Raw genomic sequence first — 20,234 nt, 5'->3', positions numbered from 1 at the left:
CGGCGCCGGCGCGTCACCCGGACGGCGGGCAATAGTCTCCGTAAATCGGCGGAGATCAGCCGAGGTGCAGGAATCCGCGTCGCGCGGCGTGGGCGACGGCGGCGGTGCGCTCGCGCACCCCGAACTTGAGCAGGATCGCCTCGACATGCGACCGCGCGGTCGCCTCGCCCACCCCCAGCCGGTCGGCGATGACCTTGTTGCGCAGCCCTTCGGCGAGCAGTGCCAGCACGTCGCGCTCGCGCGCCGTCAGCATGACGCGCGGGCCGTTCTCGACAAGCTGCCGCGCCACCTCCGACTGGACATAGCGCCGCCCCGCCAGCACCGCGCGCACCGCAGTGATCAGCTCGCGGTCGAGCGAATCCTTGAGCAGATAGCCGTGCACCCCGGCCTGCAGCGCGCGGTGCGCGGGCTCGTCGCCGGCATAGGTGGTCATCATGACGATCTTGGCGGCAGGGGCCAATGCCTTGATCTCGCCGGCGAGATCGACCCCGTCCTCCTTGCGCAGGCGGAAATCGAGCAGCACCACATCGGGGCGGCGCGCGGTCGCGAGCAGGCGCGCCTCGTGCCCGTTGGCGGCGAGGTCGGCAGGCGCGAAGTCGGGCTCGGTCGCCAGCATCGCGGCGACCCCGCTGCGCACCACCGGATGGTCGTCGACGCACAGGATGCGCAGCAGGCCGGTCACAGCGGCACCTCCGCCGTGACCCGCGTGCCCCGGCCCGGCGCCGCATCGACGGTGAGCACGCCGCCCAGCGCCTCGATCCGCTCGCGCATCCCGAGCAGCCCCCAATGCCCGCCGAGCGCCGACAATTCGGGCGCGGCACGAAAGCCGACCCCGTCGTCGACGATGCTGAGGCGCGCCTGTTCGGCGGTCGTCCGCGCCGCGACGTCGATCCGCGTCGCACTGGCGTGGCGCGCGGCGTTGCCCAGCGCCTCCTGCGCGACGCGCAGCAACGCGCCCGTCACGGTCTGGCCGGGTTGTCCGGACAACTCGCAATCGAGGCTGATCTGCGCGTCGCTCTGCGTCCGCGTCGTGGCGATCGCCTGTTCGAGCCCCTTCTGCAGGTCATGGTCCGACGTCGCGGCGCGCATGTCCCACACCGCCTGGCGCGTTTCGGAGACCCAGCGCCCGGCCTCGTCGGCCATGGTGCTGAGCACGCCGTTGACGCTGGCGGGGTCGCGCTTCGCCGCCGCGCGCAGCTGCAGGGTGATGCCGGTAAAGCCCTGAAGCAGCGTGTCGTGCAGCTCGCGGGCGAGGCGCGTGCGCTCGTCGAGCACCGCGGCATAGCGCTGCTCGAGCGTCCGCGCGCGGTAGCGGACGAAGACCACCACCGTGACCAGGATGGTCAGGATGACCGCGAGTGCGACGAGCCCGAGCAGCTGCGTCCGCTGCGTCGCCCAGGCGGCGTCGCGCCGCGCCAGCTGCGCCTCGCGCTCGGCGACCGCGGTCTGGGCGTTGGCATCGGCAATCGCCGAGCGCAGCGTCGTCGCGGCAAGTTCGTTGCGCACTTTTTCCGCGTTGCGCAGATGGTCGAGCGCCTCGGTCGTGCGCCCGCTGTCGGCAGCGATGCGCGACGCGAGGTCGTAGGTGTCGCGCCGCCCCGCGGGATCGGTCTCGTCGATCAGGTCGAGCGCGATGCGGACGTGCGGATAGGCGGCAGTGGCCCGGCCGAGCAGCATCAGCCCCTCGGCAAAGGCATAATGCGCATTGTGCCGCTCGAGCGGCGACCCCGACTTCTCGGCCGCCGCGACATAGGCCTGGTACAGCGGCAGTGCGGCGGCGGCGTTGCCCAGGCTCGCCTCGACCAGTGCCATGACGCCGCGCGTGCTGTTGACGACATCGCTCTCCCAGCGCGTGCCGCTCGACCGCCCGCGCTGCTGCAGCATCGCGGCCGCCCTCTGCGCGGTGCCCCGGGCCTCGTCGAGGCGGCCGAGCTTGACCAGCACCTCGGCCTTGCTGGCGAGCATGCCGACCGGGTCCCAGCGCGCGCTGTTGCCGTACAGCCGGTCGATCCGGTCGTAATCCGCCAGCGCGCCGGTCAGGTCGCCGATGTCGTAGCGGATGTTGGCGGCGTTCAGCCGTGCGATCGCCGCGCGCTCGATGTCGCCCGCATCGACGAAGGCGCGCGCGCCGCGGTCGAGACGCTGCATCGCGGCATAAGGGTCGTTTAGCCGCCACAGCGCGATCCCCGACTGGTTCATTGCATTGCCGTAGCAGCGCCGGTCGCCCGCCCCGGCGCACAGACCCGCCGCCCGGTCGGCGATGGCGATCGCACGCCGCAGGTCGCCGCCGAGCAGTGCGTAGATGACTGCGGAATTGAGCGCCGCGCCCGCCTTCGCCGGCTCGCCGCCGGTCTCGAAGGTCTTGGACAAGGCGATGACGGCGGGGATCTTGGCGAGCATCTCCGGCGCCGGTACGGACCGCATCGCATCGGCGCGGACCGCCGCCAGCCGGGCGTCGAGTTCCGGCGAACCGGCAGCTGCCCGCTGGACGCCGAAAGCCAGGGCGAGCAGAGCCAGCAACCACGCTGTCGTTCGCGGGATTGAAACGAGCATGAAATCAAATAGGCCCGCCCGCACCGGTGACTGCAATCGAAACTTTGGATCGGCGCGGCGAGGGGCGAGCCGGTGACCACCGCCCGCGACGCGACGCTGGCATTGCTCGGCCAGCGTGCCGCCGACGCGACGATCTGCCCGAGCGAGGTGGCGCGCGCGCTGGACGCGGACGACTGGCGCGGTACCATGCCGGCGGTGCACGCGGCGATCGATCTGCTGGTTGCGGAGGGGCTGGTGCGGCTGAGCTGGAAAGGCGAAATGCTGGCGGCGCGTGCCGGACCGTATCGCATCCGTCGTGCCTAGCAACCGGTCCGTCGGCTCGCGACGAGCCGACGGACCCTTGTTCGCCCGGGAGGGTTCAACGCCGATGACCCCGCATTACTCCGTCGAGACGATCGCTTGACGGTGTCCGGACTATATTGCCGTTCCGCATTGTCGATCGTCGTAGCCGGGCTGGCGCATGCGGCGGTCGCGCAGCCGTTGACCGACCAGGATCTGCAGGCCGAGCTGCCGCCGCTGACCGGCGAAGCGGCGCCCGTCGTGCCGCCGCAACCGACCCCCGCCGACCCGGCGCTCGGTGCGCCGCTGGTGCCGCTCGGTACCGCCGTTGCCGAGACACCCGCGACGGTCGTTGTCGCCGATACCGACGCGCCGCGCATTGGTTACCGCGTCGAGGTGACGGGCCTCGACGATGATGCCCTCGAAGCGCGGTTCAAGGGCCTGTCGGCGCTGCTCGGCAAGGGGCGTACTGCCGAGAATGCCGCGCAGATCGCCGCGCGCGCCGAGGAGGACGAGGCGCTGATGGCGCGGCTGCTGCGCTCCGAAGGCTATTTCGATGCGGTCGCCACCAGCACGGTCATCGCGACGCCGGACGCCAAGGGGCAGCTGGCGGTGACGCTGACCGCCACCAAGGGCTCGCGCTATTCGCTCGGCCGCATCGTCATCTCCGACGCCGCCGCCGAGCCGCGCGGCTATGCCCTCGAGGCGCTCGAACTGAAGACCGGCGACCCGATCGTCGCCGCAGTGGTCGAGAGCGGCGAGGCACGCATCGCGTTGCGCCTGCCCGAGCGCGGCTACCCCTTCGCCACCGTCGGCCAGCGCGACATCCTGCTCGACGAGGCGACGCACGTCGGCGACTACACCTTGCCCGTCACCGCGGGGCGCAAGGCGCGCTTCGGGGGCCTGCGCGTCGCGGGCGACCCGGTGTTCGACGTGGACCATATCGCGCTGCTGCCGCGCTTCGAGGCGGGCGAGATCTACGACAGCCGCCAGGTCGACGACCTCCGCCAGGCGCTGATCGGCACCAGCCTGTTGTCGACCGTGTCGGTCGAGCCCGTCGCCACCGGTACCATCGCCGCCGACGGCACCGAGACGGTCGACCTGCTCGTCCGCCAGACGCGCGGGCCGGCACGGGTGCTCGCCGCGAGCATAGGCTACGGCACCGGCGAGGGGCTGAAGGCGACCGGCAGCTGGACCCACCGCAACCTGTTCCCGCCCGAGGGCGCGCTGACAGTCGCGGCGATCGCGGGCACGCAGGAGCAGGGTGTCAGCGCGCAGTTCCGCCGCTCGAACGCCGGCCAGCGCGACCGCGCCTTCCAGCTCGGCACCTCGCTCGCGCGCCAGCGCTTCGAGGCGTACAATGCCGAGACCTTCAACCTGAATGCCAGCCTGTCGCGCAGCAGCACGCCGATCTGGCAGAAGCGCTGGACGTGGAGCGTCGGCACCGAGCTGATCGCGTCGCGCGAGACCGCCTTCGACGCGACGCGGCTCGACCGTGATCGCGGGACCTATTTCATCGCAGCCCTGCCGCTGCAGCTGGGGTACGACCGGTCGAACAGCCTGCTCGACCCGACGCGCGGCTTCCGCCTGACCGCACGCGTCAGTCCCGAGGCGCAGAAGCAGACCAGCGCAGGATTCGAGGGCTATGCGCGCACCCTGTTCGAGGCGAGTGCCTATTTCCCGGTCACCGACGCGATCGTGCTGGCGGGCCGCGCGCGGGTCGGCAGCATCGTCGGGGCGTCACGCGACTCGATCGCGCCGTCGCGGCGGCTGTACGCCGGTGGCGGCGGGTCGGTGCGCGGCTTCGGCTTCCAGGAGCTGGGCCCGCGCGACCTCGACAACAAGCCGCTCGGCGGGCGGTCGCTGACCGAGTTCGGCGCCGAGGTGCGCTACCGCTTCGGCAACTTCGGCATCGTGCCCTTCGTCGACGGCGGCCGCGTCGGCGAGGCGTCGTCGCCGTCGCTGAGCGGCATGCGCTATGGCGCGGGGATCGGCGGGCGCTACTACACCAACTTCGGACCGATGCGGATCGACGTCGCGACGCCGCTCGGCCGCCGGCCCGGCGAAGGGCGCGTCGCGCTGTACATCTCTATCGGCCAGGCATTCTGAGCGTGCGGCGCGTCCTGCTCTGGGTCGCCGGCATCGTCGCCGGTCTGGCCGTGCTCGTCGTGGCGCTGATCGCCGGGCTCAACACCCAGCCGGGCAAGCGATTTATCCTGAACCAGCTGGCCGGCTTCACCAGCGCGACGGGTCTCAACTACCGCGCGGGACGAATCGACGGGTCGATCTATGGCCGGATGACGCTGCGCGACGTCGAGGTGCGCGACCTGAAGGGCGTGCTCGCAACCGCGCCCGCGGTGGTCGTCGACTGGTCGCCGCTGCCCGCGCTGAGCCAGCGGATCGAGATCGCCGAGGTGCTGGTCGACGAGGCGCAGCTGCTGCGCCGCCCGGTGCTGGGGCCGTCGGACCCCGACGAGCCGCTGCTCCCCGACATCGACCTCAAGCTCGACCGCCTCGTCGTCAACCGGCTCGAGATCGCGCCCGCGGTCACCGGCCGGCGCCATGTCGCGCGGCTGAGCGCGGCGATCGACATCGCCGACGGCCGCGCGAAGGTCACCGCCGATGCCGCCGCGGTGCAGGGTGCGGGCCTGTCGGGCGGCGACACGCTGCGCCTGCGCCTCGACGCGGTGCCCGCCAACAACCGCCTGATCGTCGATGCGCGGCTCGCAGGCCCGGCGGGCGGGCTGGTCGACAGCTATGCGAAACTCGGCAAGCCGCTGCTGCTGACCGTCGCGGGGCGGGGCAGCTGGCAGGCGTGGCAAGGCCAGGTCGCGGCACAGGCCGGCGGCGCGCCGCTCGCAGACCTCGCGGTCACGGGCCGCGACGGCATTTTCGGCGTGCGCGGCCGCGTCGAGCCGCAGCGGCTGTTCGCCACCGGTCCGGTCGCGTCGCTGACCGACGGCGGTGTCCTCATCGACGCGACCGCGCGCCTTGCCGAGCGCCGCGTCGACCTGACCGCGACCGCCGAGTCGACCGCCTTCCGTGCGAACGCGACCGGGCTGCTCGACCTCGCCGAGAGCCGCTTCGGCAATTTCCGCGTTGCCGGGCAGCTGCTCCGCCCCGGGGCGGTCGCGCCGAACCTCGCGGGTCGCGATCTGCGCTTCGCAGTCGTCCTCGACGGGCCGTTCGGCACGCCAGCGCTGGCGTACGACCTCAGCGCGACGACGCTCGTCTTCAACGGCACGACGGTCGAGATGCTCGCCGCGACGGGCCGCGCGACGATCGATGCCGAGCGCATCCTGATTCCGGTCAGTGCCCGCGCCCGCCGCGTCACCGGGCTCAACGCCGCCGCCGGCGGGCTGCTGACCAATCTCCGCGTCGACGGCGACCTCGCCTGGTCGAACGGGCGGCTGTTGTCGGACAATCTGCGCCTGCGCTCCGACCGCCTCGATGCGACAGCCATCGTCGTCGCGACGCCCGCGACGGGCCAGTACAACGGCGCGCTGAAGGGCCGGGTCAACGACTATCGCGTCGAGGGACTGGGCCGCGTCGACCTGCTGACCGACGCGCGGCTGGTCAGCGGCGCACGCGGCGGCTTCGGCATCACCGGCAGCGTCCGCGTCGCGACGCGGCAGCTCGACAACGCGAGCTTGCGCGAACAGCTCGGCGGCAACGCCGTCGCCACGGCGCGCATCGCCTATGATCCCGCGGGCGTCGCGCGCTTCAGCGCCCTGCGCCTGACCGCGCCGCGCTTCCGGATCACCGGCGGCGAGGGCAGCTATCGTCCAGACGGCCGCATCGCCTTCCAAGCGCAGGGATCGTCGACCCAGTACGGCCCACTGTCGGTCAGCGGCAGCGGCACCGTCGCGCGCCCGCTCGTCCGGCTGCGCGCCGCGCGGCCCAATGTCGGGGTCCAGTTGAACAATGTCGTCGCCGACCTCGAGGGCACTGCCGCGGGCTACCGCATCAAGGCGACCGGCGGCTCGGAGTACGGGCCTTTCGCCGCGAACGTGCTCGTGCGTTCAGGCGCCGGGCCGCTGACCGTCGATATCGCCAGCGCGCGCTTCGCCGGCATCGATTTCAGGGGCAGCGTCGCGCAGACCGAGGCCGGACCGTTCGCCGGGCGGCTGACGCTCGCGGGCTCGGGCTTCAACGGCGGCGTGCTGCTGGCGTCCGAGCGCGGCGTCCAGCGCGCCACGGTCGACGTCCGCGCCAGTGCCGCGCGCATCCCGGGAACGGTGCCGATCACCATCGGGTCGGGCACCGTCCGCGCCACCGCGCTGCTGACGCCCGGCACGCCGTCGGTCAGCGGCACCGCCTATCTCGCCGACCTGCGCTCGGGGACGCTGCTGGTGAAGCGCGTCCAGTCGAAGTTCGACTATCGCGCCGGCCGCGGCACGGTCGGGCTGGTCGCCAGCGGGACCGCGCCGACACCGTTCGACATTGCCGCGCAGGCCGCGCTGACGCCGACGCGCGTCGTCGGCAATGCCAAGGGCACGCTCAACGGCATCGCCTTCCGCCTCGCCGCCCCGGCGGTCGCGACCAAGACCGCGGGCGGCTGGAGCCTCGCGCCTGCGACACTGATCGTCCCGCAGGGCCGCGCCGTGCTGGCGGGCGAGTACGGCCGCAACAGCCGCCTGCGCGCCGTCCTCGATGGCATCGACCTTGCGATCGTCGAGACCTTCGCCCCCGGCCTCGGCCTCGGCGGCAAGGTGTCGGGCACGATCGACGCGACCCAGGCGGGCGGCGCCACCCCGGCGGTCGATGCCAACCTCAATATCGCGAACTTCACGCGCACCGCCGCCTATACCGTGTCGGCGCCGCTCGACGTGAGCACGCGGCTGCGCCTGTCGGGCACCGGCGCGGGGCTCGACGCGGTCGTCCGTCGTGGCACTTCGGTCATCGGCCGGGTGCGTGCGCAGCTTGCCCCGCTGGGCGCCGGCGCGAGCCTCAGCCAGCGCCTGCTCGCCGCACCTTTGTCGGGCGGCATCCGATACAACGGCCCCGCCGAGCTGCTGTGGGCGCTGACCGGCATCGCGGGGCAGCAGGTCAGCGGGCCCGTCGTTGTCGCAGCGGACCTTGGCGGGCGCGTCGACAACCCCAGCGTCACCGGGGTCGTGCGCGCCGCGACGTTGCGCTACGAGAACCAGGCGTACGGTACGGTCATCCGGGACATCGCGCTCGACAGCCGCTTCAGCCGGTCGCGCCTCGAAATCCTGTCGCTGACCGGTCGCGCGGGCAGCGGCACCGTCGTGGCGCGCGGCACGATAGGCCTCGACGCTGCGACCGGCTTCCCGCTCGACCTGAACGTCACGCTGGCGAACGCCCAGCTGGCGCGCGGCGACGCTTTGGGGGCGTCCGCGACCGGCCAGATCGCGATCACCAGCAGCCGCGGCGTCGGGCTGATCAAGGGCACGCTGACCATCCCCGAGGCGCGCTACGCGATCATCCGCCAGGGTGCCGCCGAGATCAGCGAGCTGACCGGCGTGCGCCGCAAGGGTGCGCCCGCGCCGACCGCCGCCGCCGCCGCACCGTCGTCGCAGTTCCGCCTCGACCTGCGCATCCGCGCCGACAACCGCATCTTCGTCAGCGGCATGGGGCTGGAGGCCGAGTGGCGCACCGACATGCGCATCACCGGCAGCGCCACCGCGCCGGTCGTCGTCGGCAAGCTGCAGATCGTGCGCGGCACCTATTCGTTCGCCGGCCGCCGCTTCGAGCTGGCGCAGGACGGTGCGGTGACCTTCGACGGCGGCGCGTTCACCAACCCGCAGCTGTCGCTGAGCGCCAGCACGACGGTCGACGGCGTGTCGGCGACGATCAACATCGGCGGTCGCGCCCAGCGCCCTGAGATCACCTTCACCTCGACTCCCGCGCTGGCGCAGGACGAGGTGCTGTCGCGGCTGCTCTTCGGCGGGTCGATCACTTCGCTGTCGCCGACGCAGGCGATCCAGCTGGCCGCCGCGCTCAACTCGCTGCGCGGCTCGGGCGGCGGCGGGCTCAACCCGCTCGGCAAGCTGCGCTCCGCCAGCGGCATCGACCGGCTGCGCGTCCTCGGCGCCGACAAGACCGCGGGCCGCGGCACGGCGCTCGCAGCGGGCCAGTACATCAGCAACAACATCTATGTGGAGGTCATCACCGACGCGCGCGGCTTCACCGCGACGCAGCTCGAGATCGCGCTGAGCCGCACATTGAGCGTGCTGAGCTCGACCAGCTCGTTCGGCGGGTCGAACGTCGAGCTGCGCTATTCGAAGACCTATTGATCGCGCTATTGAGACACGATGCGGGAGCGCGAGGGACAGTTCAGGCGCTACCAGCTGCGCCGCAAGAGCAGCACCTCGCCATGGGTGTCGCTGACCTGGCGGATGCTGCTCGCGGTCGGGCTGATCGGCGTCGCGCTGGCGGTGCACTGGTTCGACCGCGACGGGCTGCGCCAGAGTTCGGGCGCGCCGATCACCTTCCCCGACGTGCTGTATTTCACGATGATCACGATCACCACGGTCGGCTACGGCGACATCGTGCCGGTGACCACCGAGGCGCGGCTGTTCGATGCGCTGGTCGTGACGCCGATCCGCATCTTCGTCTGGCTGATCTTCCTGGGGTCGGCCTATGATTTCCTATTCAAGCGTGTCGGGGAGCAGTGGCGCATGAACGTCATTCAGCGGAATCTGGACGGGCATGTCGTCGTCGCAGGCTACGGCACCAGCGGGGCCGAGGCGGTTACCGAACTCGTCAGCCGCGGCGCCAAGCCCGAGACCATCGTCGTCATCGACGACAGCCCGGCGGCGCTGCAGGCCGCCGAAGCGTGCGGCACGACGGTGATGGCGGGCAATGCGACGCGCAACGCCGCGCTGGAGGCGGCGCGGATCGACCGGGCGCGCGCGCTGATCGTCGCCGCGGGCCGCGACGACACGTCGATCCTGATCGTCCTGACTGCGCGGCGGCTCGCACCAAATGTGCCGATCAGCGTCGTCATTCGGTCGGGGGACAACGAGGCGATCGCCTATCAGGCCGGCGCCAACACGGTCATCAATCCCGCCAGCTTCGCCGGGCTGTTGCTGGCGGGCTCGACCCATGGCGCACATATCGCCGAGTACATGGCCGATCTCGCGGCGGACGACGGCCGCGTCGGTCTGAACGAGCGGCTGGTCACCGCGGACGAGGTCGGCAAGCCGTTGGCGGAGATCCGCACCGGGCTCGGCCACCGCATTTACCGCGGGGGGCGCATGTTCTGCTTCTGGGAGCCCGAGGCGAAGCAGCTGGAGGCGGGTGACACGATCATCGAGGTCGTGCCGCGCGAGGGGGTCAGAGCAGTTCCTTGAGCGCCACCGCCCCTACGATCGCCGCCGCGTCGAGGCGCGCGCCCGCGACGACGAGCGCGCGGCCCTGCGCATAGTCGCGCGTGGCGTTGACGCAGTCGAGCGCGATCACCCGCCCCTCGCGCAGGTAAACGAGGCTGAAGCTCCGCGCTGTGGGGTCGCCGCGCACCACTACCCCGTCGTGCCCCGTCGACAGGCCGACGGTCTGCAGCCGCAGATCGTACTGGTTCGACCAGAACCACGGCACGGCGTGATAGGGTTCGGGCGCCCCCGTGATAGCGCGCGCCGCGACGCCCGCCTGGTCGTTGGCGTTCTGCACGCTCTCCAGCCGGATGCGCGCATGCTCGGCGAAGGCGTTCCGGTGCGCCGCGCAGTCGCCGATCGCATAGATGTGGGGCAGGCTGGTCCGGCAATATTCGTCGACGTCGACGCCGTTCTCGCCCTCGGCACCGGCGGCGCGCAGAGGCGCGACGGCGGGGACGATGCCGATGCCGACGACGACCATGTCGCACGGCACGATCTCGCCGTCGTGGAGGCGGACGCCGGTCGGGCGGGTCTCGCCGACGATGCTGTCGACCTGCACGCCGAGGCGCACCTCGACGCCGTGCGCGCGGTGCTCGGCCTCGTAGAAGCGCGACAACGGCGCGCCCGCGACGCGCGCCAGCACGCGGTCCTGCGCCTCGAGCACGACGACCTGCTTGCCGAGCTTGCTCAGCACGGCGGCCGCTTCGAGCCCGATATAGCCGCCGCCGACCACCGCGACGCGGGCCGTGTCGGGCAGTTCGCCGATCATCCGATCGACGTCGGCGCGCGTCCGCACGCTGTGCACGCCCGACAAATCATGCCCCAGACACGACAGCCGCCGCGGCGCGCCGCCGGTGGCCCAGATCAGGTCCCCGTAGCCGATCGAAGCGCCGTCGGCGGTCGTGACCCGCCGCGCATCCGGATCGACCGCGACGACCTTGCGCCCCGTCAGCATCGCGATATCGCGGCCCGTCCAGAAATCGGCGGGGCGGATCAGGATGCGCTCGAACGCCTTGTCGCCCGCCAGATAATCCTTCGACAGCGGCGGGCGCTCGTACGGCAGCTCGGGCTCGTCGCCGACGAGCGCGATGGTGCCTGCGAACTTCGCCTGGCGCAGCGCGATCGCCGCCTGCGCGCCGGCATGGCCTGCGCCGACGATGACGACGTCGTACTCCACTCTGACTTTAAGGAGTTCGTTCAAGTGGGGCATACGGAAAACTCCTATTTTTGAAGCGTCGGCTAAGGCACTTAGCTGTTCATTCTACAAGTTCGCTGTTCGGTCCCTAATCGACTTAGCAACTTCGTTGTTCAGCGGTCCCTAGGGGGTCCCGAAACGGCTTTGCTGGCATCGATCCAAGTGCCGCCACGATATCGGCGCGATAGAAGACCCGATTAATTAAGAGGTTGTCGAACACCGGATGAACGCCCCGGTTGGCCAGCGCTTTGGTGACACCGACGCCCCGAAGGCGATGCGGCCATGCGGCGACGATCTCACTTCTTGTAACGAACCGCTCTCGCATCGCCCGGATCTCTTCGTGCAAAAGGCGGCCGGGTTTCCTAGAGGGAGCAACCAACGTCACTAGTTTCCCTACAGTCAGGCGCGATATGCCGAGGACGGAACCCGCCTCGGCATAGCTGTAGCGCCGCTGGCCGGTCCCCTCCACGAGGGTCCGGAGATCCTCGCGCTTGACCAGCACGTTCCGGACCGAACGCCGTCCGTCCGTTCCGACCAGCAGGGCCCCGAGCCGAAGACGGCCCTCGAACGCTGCTTTGAAGACAGCATCTCTCTCCAGCTTGAGGAGATTGTTTGCAGTCTCCAGGCGGATCATGCCGACCGGGATGTTATCGACCATCAACAGACCGTCCATGAGTGCAGACGCAAGCCGGTCGACGCTAACCCGCCGATAGTAGGCCGTCGAAGTGGGGCCGAGCCCCTTACAGAACTGGCGGATCATTTCGGCAGCGGTGAACCGGCGCAGTTGTTGCCTGGTGCTGCCCAGCATAGCTTCCGCCTCGGCCGAATCGACCAGTTCCTCGAACTCTTTTTTTACACGCTCGACAGCAGAAACCAGGATCAGATCTGACCGGTTGGTCCCGGTGGCCTGATCCGCCATGCCGAGCGCCTTCAGCACAGAGTAAATGGGTCCGGGGTGCTTGCCGACCACTACCCTCGCAGCATCCATCGTCATCCGCTCAGCCCTCTCGAGCGGAACGCCAAAGATCCGAGTGCTCCCGGAGACCGCAGCGTGCCGCGCCGCGTGTTGGAGCAGCCGCGTGCGGAATGGCTCGAGATCCGATGCCTTTTCAAAGTTGAGCCAGTGTTGCAACCGGCCGTAGGTGCCGACCAACCTCCTACGGACACGAACCGCCGTGGCGATCGACCAGATCTCGCCCAGCGCCCGATCGAACGCGTCCCAGCCCTCTTCCAAGATCTGCAAGCCAATCGAGCCGTAGCGCGACCGGTCGACTCCCGGTCGCCACGTCCGGTTAAACCCGAGGTTCGGATCAAGCGAGCCGCCGATGTTGAGCGCTAGCCCCGCCGCAGAACCGAACGATAGGCCGTCGGCCAGCGGGACAGCGCGCCCATGCCACTTGCCAAGCCGCCCCAGCAGATAGGCGTCCGCCTCGACCTGCTCAGGTGGCAGGCTCGTGCACACGGCTGCAAGCAGGTCCTCCCCGCACCTGCACCGGCCGGCGAGCGGCCGCCGCAGGTCCAGCGGCGAGGAGCAACCGGGGCAAACGCCGAGCAGACCAAGGCGATGCTTAGGGCAGGAGCCGAGCTGGGCCACCTGCCACCAGTCGCGTAAGTAGGGTGCCCAAGCGCGCGACCGGGCGGCCGCAGCTGCCGCATCCTGCCGCAGGCAGCCGACGCACACGCGGCCCTGTACAGCGAACCGTCCCGACTGGACGGTCACGCCGTTAAGCTCGAACGAAGCACCGATCCGGGCGATGCTGGAGCGGGCAAGCGCGGCCTCTTCGCACCCGTTAACCCTGGCAGCAATCTCGACAAGCTCCCCCATCGTGTAGCGGCCCTTGCGAGGCAGCTTGGGAGTGCGGGAGAGCAATTCCGCCATGCCGGAGAACCCGCTGCGTGCAGCCTGTCGGTTCAGCAAGGAGATGGCGATCTCATGGACCCCCGGGGTGACTCGGAGCGGTAGGCGGGGCACTCCCGAGAGGTCGAGCGCGCCTCGCCAGTCTTGGGGCACGGCAGTCATGCCCGCTGGCCGGGGAGTGCAACGCGCAGGTAAATGGCTTGGCGGAAGTCAGGCGGTCCAAAGCGCGGCAGCACGCCGATCTTGCGAAGATCGACTATTAATCGCCGGACGTCACGGCCGCTGGCGACGGCGACTGCGGAGGCGGGGACATGGAGATGTGCGAACCGTTCCAGGCTAGCCGCATCCACGCCGCCATCGTCAGATCGCGACCGCGCCGGCCCGCACTAGCTGACCCATGCATTCGGTATGAATGCCAATGCGACGAGCGGCGACAGCCAGACTCAGCTGGCGGCGACGGGCGCCAAGGTCCTCCGGCCGAACGAGCAGCATCGACAGGCCCCCGCTGGCCGGCGAAGCCCACACCGCGAGACGCCCCACGACGATCGCCTCGCACGCCTCCGCCAGCGGGACGCCCCAGCCTCGGCACGCGCGAGGCAGGGGCACGGCGGAAGGGGGTGCCGGCTGGGACCTGCTTTTCGAATGAAGCAGACGCAGCAGCGTCTCGATCGAGGTGGCGGCGACATGCTTCCCCTCGCGGTCCAAGAGTCCAGCCCTGAGGAGGTCGGCGACGCGCGAGCGAGAGGTTCCGAGCAGGACGGCTGCAGACTCCCTGGTGAGGCCCATTGTCTTCTGAGCAGTCGTCGCGGCAGCGACTGCCGCCGGTTCCAGCGCAAAGGCGACGCCGCGCTTGGAGCCGTCCGGGATGGCTCCCGCACCTTCGAGAAGCGCGCGCGTACGCTCGCGGCTTAGGCCGCTAAGGCGGGCCGCCGCCGTCAGGCTAATCGTCGGCGGGGGACGATGGCCGAGCATTGGCTCGTCGCGGGCCACGATCCCGTTTAGGACCGCGTGCCCGCGCACGATCGGTGCGATCAAGGCGGTGACCTCGTCGTTCTCCACCGCGAGCCAGTCCGGGTAGACCCAGCCGTAGCGTGCGATGATGCCCTCCTCCACGCCGACCGGCTCCGAGGCGGCGAGTAGTATGCCGTCGAGAGCGCGGAGGAGCGAGGCGGGCCAGTCGCTGACCATCTCAAAGCCCAGGCGGCGGGCGGCCGCGTCCGCCTCCGGCGTTTGCCGGGCAAGCCTCCGGGTCCACCCCAGCAATTCCACCCGGCCCACTCGCTCGAGAAGCTGCGCGACGCGCCGGTACGGGAGGCCGTCGAGCAGCAACATCGCTATGGTAGGGCCGAAGCCGATCCTGGCTGCAAGGTATCGCTCAAGGCTCACATCGAGATCGCCACGGGCGTTGAAGCTCGAGAGACGGCAGCCATGCGGGCACGCGCCCAACGGCGCGCGGGACCAGAGCAGCTCTGTCCCACAGCCTAGGCAGCAGTTGTGGAGGGGTAGCCGGTGGATGGGACAGCGCTCGATCGACCGTACGTCTAGGAAGGCGCGATGCGCGACAGCCCAATCAAGCGCGCGCCCGGTGGCGCGTGCTTCTTCCTCATCTGCAGCACAGCATGCAACGCAGGCCCGGCGCGAGGACGCCGACCAGTCCCCGAGTGCAACTTCCTGGCCGTTCAGGAGCACCGTCCGCGTCGGTGCGTCTATGTCTGGCGAGAAGCGCGCCAATTCGCCCGGGTTAAGGCCAGCCCTGGTGGCGATGGCTTCGACGTGGCGCCCCGTCAGCACCTCGCGATAATCGAGGCCCAGGCTAGTGGCGAACCAGCCCGCCCGCGACTCGCCGTTCCTGCCGGCGAGACGCAAAAGGGCGCCATGCCCGGGTTCGCCCACCACCGGTCTGAGCCGCAGCGGCAGGCGGGTCACCGACCGAACGCCCTGACCGGTGGCGGGCCCTTCCCAAGGACGCGACGACGACCGCCGCCAATAGTCCGCTGCTTCGCCTTGACCACGTCACCACCTGCGCTGAGTCGCCGAGCCCAGATCACCTCGCACGCTGCAGCGGACGCGGCGAAGGGGTTGGTCTCGGGGTCAATGGGCACCGACAAGAGCTTTTTCAGGAGTGTCTCGTTGGTCTCGCCTCGGGGAACCACCAGCTTGGCGGTGAAGTCGATCCTCGTCGGCGTGCAGTCGACGGGATGCCACGCCGCAAAGATCTCGGCCAGAAGCGCTTTGTCGACGCGCTGGAGGCCGCGCGCCGTAACGAGTTCGAGCGCGCGGGAGAGATACTTGGAGACGATCCCAACCACCCCGCCCGTCGCAACGTAAATGGCCATGGCGGAGTCCTCGCTAGCGAGGCGCGACTTCTCGGGAAGGTCGAGCAAAGTTTCAAACTTGCTCAGCAGCGCCAGCCACTGGAGTCGGCCCCCGACGCTGGTCCAGTCGTAGGGTTGTAGCACCACGTCAGGCATCAGCCGACGGTCGAACTGCGCGTAGTCGTTCAGCTCGCGCAATTCGGGCAGCCCCAAGATGACGATCTGGCACTTGACCCGGTTCAGCAGGCTCTTCAGGAACTCACTGATCGCCTCCAGCGACGAGCCGGCCACAACGTGGTGGCCCTCGTCGATCAAGATCATCTCGACGCCGAGCCGCTGCACCTTGTCGACAATCTGCTCGATGATCTGGTTGGCGGTGTCTTGGTTGTTCGCCTTGTAGCCCATCGCTGTGAGCACCGCGTCGACAAGAGCGCGCTTGGTCGTCTGCTCGGGCATCTCGACCGGGACTACCCGACGGATGTCGCCGTCTTCCATCTCGACATCGGGGTGTCGGTCGAGGAACGCCTCGAGCAGCGTGGTCTTGCCGGCACCGCTAGGCCCGTAGATCAGACGCGCCTTCGCCTTCAGACGCCGGCCGTTGCTGCGCATCCTAGCCCGGGCGAGGCACTCCTCGAGTGCGTCCAGCGCCGCATCGTGGGTGGGATGGGAGATGATGGTCAATTCAAGCTTAGTCATCCGCTCCTGCAGGCGTCCGAACGCCTCATCGCGCTCGGTGGCAGTTGGCGGTTCGGCCAAATCTTCTCCACCGGCCTCCGCTGCGGGGACGGCGGTGGCCGCGCCAAGGCGGACCGACCCGGCGTGACTGGCCAAGGTAAGGGGGGCGGCGGGCGAGGCGTCAGCCGGACTGATGATGGGCTCCTGCATTGGTCCTCTCCATTCAGACCTGAAGGAGTTCGTCGAGCAGGGTCTGCAACCGCTCCGACGCCTCAGCATCTTCGTCGCTTGCGGTCGCAAGGTCGGTGGCTGATGCGGCGCCGGCAGAGGCCGCAGCCTCTCGGACCTGGGTGGGCCGGTCGTCGCCCGGCGCCCCCGAGCTGCCGCCAACCGACCCGGCTTCGCCCCGCTGCGCGGGCGCCGACCCCAGAATGACCGGGATGCTCATGCCGCCGACCACGGGGGTGGCGAGGGCGCCATCGGCGGAGTAGCGCAGCACCTGCCGCCCCACACCGGACGCCGCCTCGGCATCCGCCAGACTTTTTGCCTCCTCCATCACCGCGTCGGTGAGGGGCTCACCCTTCGGCACCAGCTGGCGCCCCACCCGGAGATGTGTGCGGGCTTGGAAGCGGGTGATTCCACGTGCCGTCCTCTGGTGCACTGCAGGCACGACGATCCAGCGGGCGACCTTGATGGTGTCGTCTAGAACCCAGACCTCGCCTCGATCGTACGGATCGCAGCGGATCTCCCAATCCTTATTGAGACCGCCGCGCTGCTTGCGGAGCTTCTCCAGCTCATCGGACTTATAGGTCCGCCCCTCCCAGTGGATGCCGGTGTTGATCACCTTGCGATTCACGCGCTCGCCCAGCAGGATGACGAGCAGGTGAAAGTTGGCGGGCGGGATGCCCTGGGTCGCCTCAAGTTCCGCCCAGCGAGCGGCGGGCGCGCAGCCGAGCGCCTCGTGCGCCTCTTGGTGGTAGTGGTCGACGACCCACTCGACGATGCGGTGGGTGAGATCGGCCAGCGAGAACCTGGCCTTGGCCTCCGGATCGTAGTGCTGGGGCGTCCGAGAGATCGTGGTCCCGTCAATATAGCTGAGTACGCGCACGTTAATGCTGCCGAAAAAGCGCTCGACGGCACCCTTGAGGTGCGGGCAGCGCCCGGGCAGGTTGACGATGGCGAACCCGATGCGGCGGCCGGCAGCGACGAAGCTCTCGCACAGGAACTCTAGGCCGCGATCGGTTATCACCGCGCCCATCACGCCGCTGCACGGCCAGTCGTGCTTCAGGCCGAGGGCGCTCACGTCCTTCGGACTGATGGCATGTATTAAGGCGCGCTGGAGGGTGGCGTAGGAGGGCACGTCAAAGCCGATATGGATCCCCACAACGCACCGCGTGGCGCGGCACAAGAGGAGTGTAAGCCAGGGCCGGCCGACTCGGCCGTTCGGGTCGCGGACGAATACGTCGAGGAGAGTGTGGTCAACTTCGACCTCTTCTAGGAGCGTCGAGGGCGCTTCGCGCCGGGAGAACAGCTTGAAGCGGTAATAGGCGGCCTTCCAGCCGTGGCGTGCCTTGTACTCCTCGTAGTCAGTATAATACCTTCTAATGAAGGCATAAAAAGTTGTATGCGAAATGCAGTCGATTCCTCGATCTGTGCAGAGCGCCTTCAGTTGACGGTAGGCGTGCATGACCGGCACGCGGGGCATTTTCATATACACGGACTTGGCGATCCACCCCATCGCCCCGTAGACGCACAGCGGGCGACTCTCGTCCTGCTGTACGTCCAGCTTCGACATCTTCTTCGGCTTGAAGTCGCCTCGATCATGGTAGCGATCAATCAAGACCTCAATCACGCGGCCGGCCGAAACCCAGCGCTGGTGCCAGAGCCGCACGGTATAAAGCGACGGCTGGTCGAGCGTGACCACCAGCTTATCATTTTCCTGCTCCTCAATCACTGACACGCCTTTGCGCGCCCGCAGACGGCGCTCGGCAGCCCGCTCGCCCTCTTGCCTGTTAGCAAGCAGCGTCCAGCGCTCTCGGTTGCGGCGGAAAATCGTCTTCGCCGCGCGCTCGTAGGCGGCCATCAGCCTGACGCCGCGCCGGTGCAGCTGGTCGACGTAGAGGCAATACTGCTCTTTGCAGTGTGCTCTAAACTGCAACTGCTTGGGCCAGCTCTCGAAGGCCGCCTCAAGCACGTTCACGATCTTCGCATCGAGCTGCGTGAGGTCGGCAGCGAAGTGCTCGAGGGCGCCGCGCACGTGGCGATCCCAAAGATCATCGTCAGTCCACGTTCGCTCGCCGCGCTCGTCGTTGCTCCGCAGCACGTAGGCGGACCGCAGGCGCCGCACGACGACGTGCCTGCGACGCGCACCGTCTTGCATCGTCTCGATCAGCGTGTCGCCCGTGGCGAGTCGGAGAAATCGCGTCATGGTCGCGGTCCTTCTCTTACCAGTGTCTCGGGGCCGATCCCGTGCAACAGGTCAGGGGCGAGCAGGCGCATACCGATGAGGCTAAGCATGGCCAGGCGGTCGGCGGCGCGCGAGATCAGCGCCTTCAACGAGGCCAGCGGCTCTTCGAAGGCCCAGACGAGTGACGCACTGCACTCGGTACGCTCAACCGAAGCCCGTCGCCAAGAAACTCGTGTCCCAGTCGGCTACCAATATTCCAATGACGCCGTGGTAATCCCAGCCATTCATACTACCCGTCGTATCTGATTTGAACTCACTCGCGCACAACTCCGGACCAATCCGACACAGCGGAACATATGATAAGCTAGGGCCGATGCATCCCATGTCGATAATCCTTCTACGAATAGGTTCGAATCGATACGCTCTTCAATTACAATATGCACAGCACATTGCAGATGTCAAAGACACTTGCATCTTCTACTTTGACGATAAGTATTTTAACTGTGCGACGAGGATCGGGACTCGCGGGAATAGGCAAATTAGGCCAGACTCAATTATGTTAGGCGTCCCGAATCTACCAATCTTTATCCCAAATCGAGCAACGTTGGTCGGCAGATTGGTCCCGCCATGTGCCATGGAGTAGCTCGACTTGGCGAAACCGTCTGCCGCTGTAGCCCTAACACGCGGCGCCTAACTGGGCTCGCGGTGCGGGCAGGTTGGGAGAAAAAGACCAGACGGTGGGTTGCAGACTGCCGTGCAAAAGCGCCCAAATTTGCATTTCGGCCGCGCCGCAATGCGCCATGGAATGACCGCACCGACACCGGGCAACCGGTCCGTCGGGTGCCGCGACATCTCACCCGCCTCGGCCGAACGGCTCGCGCCTCGCCCTGGTCGCGATCCCACGCGAGAGTCCGCTAATTCCTAAACGCTTTCGAGACTACCGCGATCGCTTCGGCGGCTTCGCCGCAGCCGTAACCGCTAAAATCGCTCTGCGCCTTTACGGTCCCGTCATTCGCACAAATGATCGGTCGAATGTATGAGACGATATGTGAGGTCAGCTGTCATTGCTTGAGGATCGGGGCAGCGAGAGAACCTCGAAATAGCTTGTCGACGTTCTTCGCCGCCGTCGGCGCGGGCCACCAGGCAAATCGAGCACCGGAATAAGCCTCACCGACCTCTCGATAAAATACTCGCGACCTAAGGCATCAAAGCCGCGCAATTCAATGTACAAATCTTCAATATGCTCAATACCGTAGGGGCCAAGGAATTGCCTGATTTCCCTGAGTTCGCGATCCCACGCATCAAGCGTTATCTGACCGGGCATTTCGAGCTTGATCATGAGCCTCTCCATGGGTCGAGAGGCGCCGGCAGAAGCCGGGTGTTGGTAACCTGAGCTGTCGCGCAAGCGCCGCCGCCTTTAGGCGAGCCCTGGACATGCGCGACGGCCACCCGGCCACAACAAGATTGCGACCGGCCGACAGCCTTCGGGGTTACCACGCCCCATCGCTGGGATTGACCAGCGATAAAACGAGCCTTGCAGAAGCCGTTTGATGGCGCAAGCGCGCAATTTCAACATTCCCTTCCCGGTTGTCGGCGGTGAAAGCATGCGCTG

12 protein-coding genes are annotated in these 20,234 nt (G+C 68.5%); 4 read left to right on the top strand and 8 right to left on the bottom strand.

The genetic code is table 11. The annotated features are described in order from the left end of the window. Positions 1-55: 55 nt before the first annotated feature. Both FMM06_RS16045 and FMM06_RS16040 read right to left on the bottom strand, forming a co-directional pair. Positions 56-682, bottom strand: coding sequence for a response regulator (locus FMM06_RS16045; RefSeq protein WP_185965227.1), 627 nt, complete (start codon positions 680-682; stop codon positions 56-58). Further along, positions 679-2,520: a sensor histidine kinase gene (locus FMM06_RS16040; protein WP_185965226.1), complete on the bottom strand. Its 1,842-nt coding sequence runs from the start codon at positions 2,518-2,520 to the stop codon at positions 679-681. The genes FMM06_RS16045 and FMM06_RS16040 overlap by 4 nt, the downstream gene beginning before the upstream one ends. Before the next feature lie 105 nt (positions 2,521-2,625). On the opposite strand from FMM06_RS16040, the gene FMM06_RS16035 reads away from it, so the two are divergent. From FMM06_RS16035 to FMM06_RS16020, 4 genes are all read left to right on the top strand, one after another. After that, positions 2,626-2,856, top strand: a complete 231-nt coding sequence (locus FMM06_RS16035; RefSeq protein ID WP_144335318.1) for a DUF3253 domain-containing protein — start codon at positions 2,626-2,628, stop codon at positions 2,854-2,856. A 129-nt stretch (positions 2,857-2,985) separates the two neighbouring features. Further along, positions 2,986-4,941 (top strand): autotransporter assembly complex protein TamA, encoded by a 1,956-nt coding sequence (locus FMM06_RS16030; RefSeq protein ID WP_235889352.1) that lies wholly within the window; start codon positions 2,986-2,988, stop codon positions 4,939-4,941. A 2-nt stretch (positions 4,942-4,943) separates the two neighbouring features. Then, a complete protein-coding gene (locus FMM06_RS16025; RefSeq protein WP_235889351.1) occupies positions 4,944-9,092 on the top strand; it encodes a translocation/assembly module TamB domain-containing protein in 4,149 nt (1,382 codons plus the stop codon). An 18-nt stretch (positions 9,093-9,110) separates the two neighbouring features. After that, positions 9,111-10,151: a potassium channel family protein gene (locus FMM06_RS16020; RefSeq protein ID WP_235889350.1), complete on the top strand. Its 1,041-nt coding sequence runs from the start codon at positions 9,111-9,113 to the stop codon at positions 10,149-10,151. Here the strand turns inward: FMM06_RS16020 and FMM06_RS16015 are convergent. The 6 genes from FMM06_RS16015 to FMM06_RS15990 form a co-directional block, all read right to left on the bottom strand. Continuing rightward, positions 10,135-11,349, bottom strand: coding sequence for an NAD(P)/FAD-dependent oxidoreductase (locus FMM06_RS16015; protein ID WP_407925203.1), 1,215 nt, complete (start codon positions 11,347-11,349; stop codon positions 10,135-10,137). The genes FMM06_RS16020 and FMM06_RS16015 overlap by 17 nt on opposite strands. 115 nt (positions 11,350-11,464) lie before the next feature. Then, on the bottom strand, positions 11,465-13,246 hold the full coding sequence (locus FMM06_RS16010; RefSeq protein WP_235889349.1) for a hypothetical protein: 1,782 nt from the start codon (positions 13,244-13,246) through the stop codon (positions 11,465-11,467). Positions 13,247-13,585: 339 nt separating this feature from the next. Next, a complete protein-coding gene (locus FMM06_RS16005; RefSeq protein WP_144335314.1) occupies positions 13,586-15,151 on the bottom strand; it encodes a TniQ family protein in 1,566 nt (521 codons plus the stop codon). Then, positions 15,148-16,425 carry a TniB family NTP-binding protein gene (locus tag FMM06_RS16000; protein WP_185965225.1) on the bottom strand — a complete coding sequence of 426 codons (1,278 nt, stop codon included), beginning with the start codon at positions 16,423-16,425 and terminating at the stop codon, positions 15,148-15,150. Before FMM06_RS16000 ends, FMM06_RS16005 begins: the two co-directional genes overlap by 4 nt. A 13-nt stretch (positions 16,426-16,438) precedes the next feature. After that, positions 16,439-18,643 carry a Mu transposase C-terminal domain-containing protein gene (locus FMM06_RS15995; protein WP_144335312.1) on the bottom strand — a complete coding sequence of 735 codons (2,205 nt, stop codon included), beginning with the start codon at positions 18,641-18,643 and terminating at the stop codon, positions 16,439-16,441. A gap of 1,033 nt (positions 18,644-19,676) precedes the next feature. After that, the gene (locus FMM06_RS15990) at positions 19,677-19,961 is read right to left on the bottom strand and encodes a hypothetical protein (protein ID WP_144335311.1); all 285 of its coding nucleotides are present in this window, start codon (positions 19,959-19,961) and stop codon (positions 19,677-19,679) included. Between the last annotated feature and the right edge of the window lie 273 nt (positions 19,962-20,234).

The organism is Glacieibacterium frigidum (assembly GCF_007097155.1).
GTDB lineage: Bacteria > Pseudomonadota > Alphaproteobacteria > Sphingomonadales > Sphingomonadaceae > Glacieibacterium > Glacieibacterium frigidum.
Note: the sequence above shows the minus strand (reverse complement) of the source record. Positions and strands in the feature narration are given on the sequence as shown.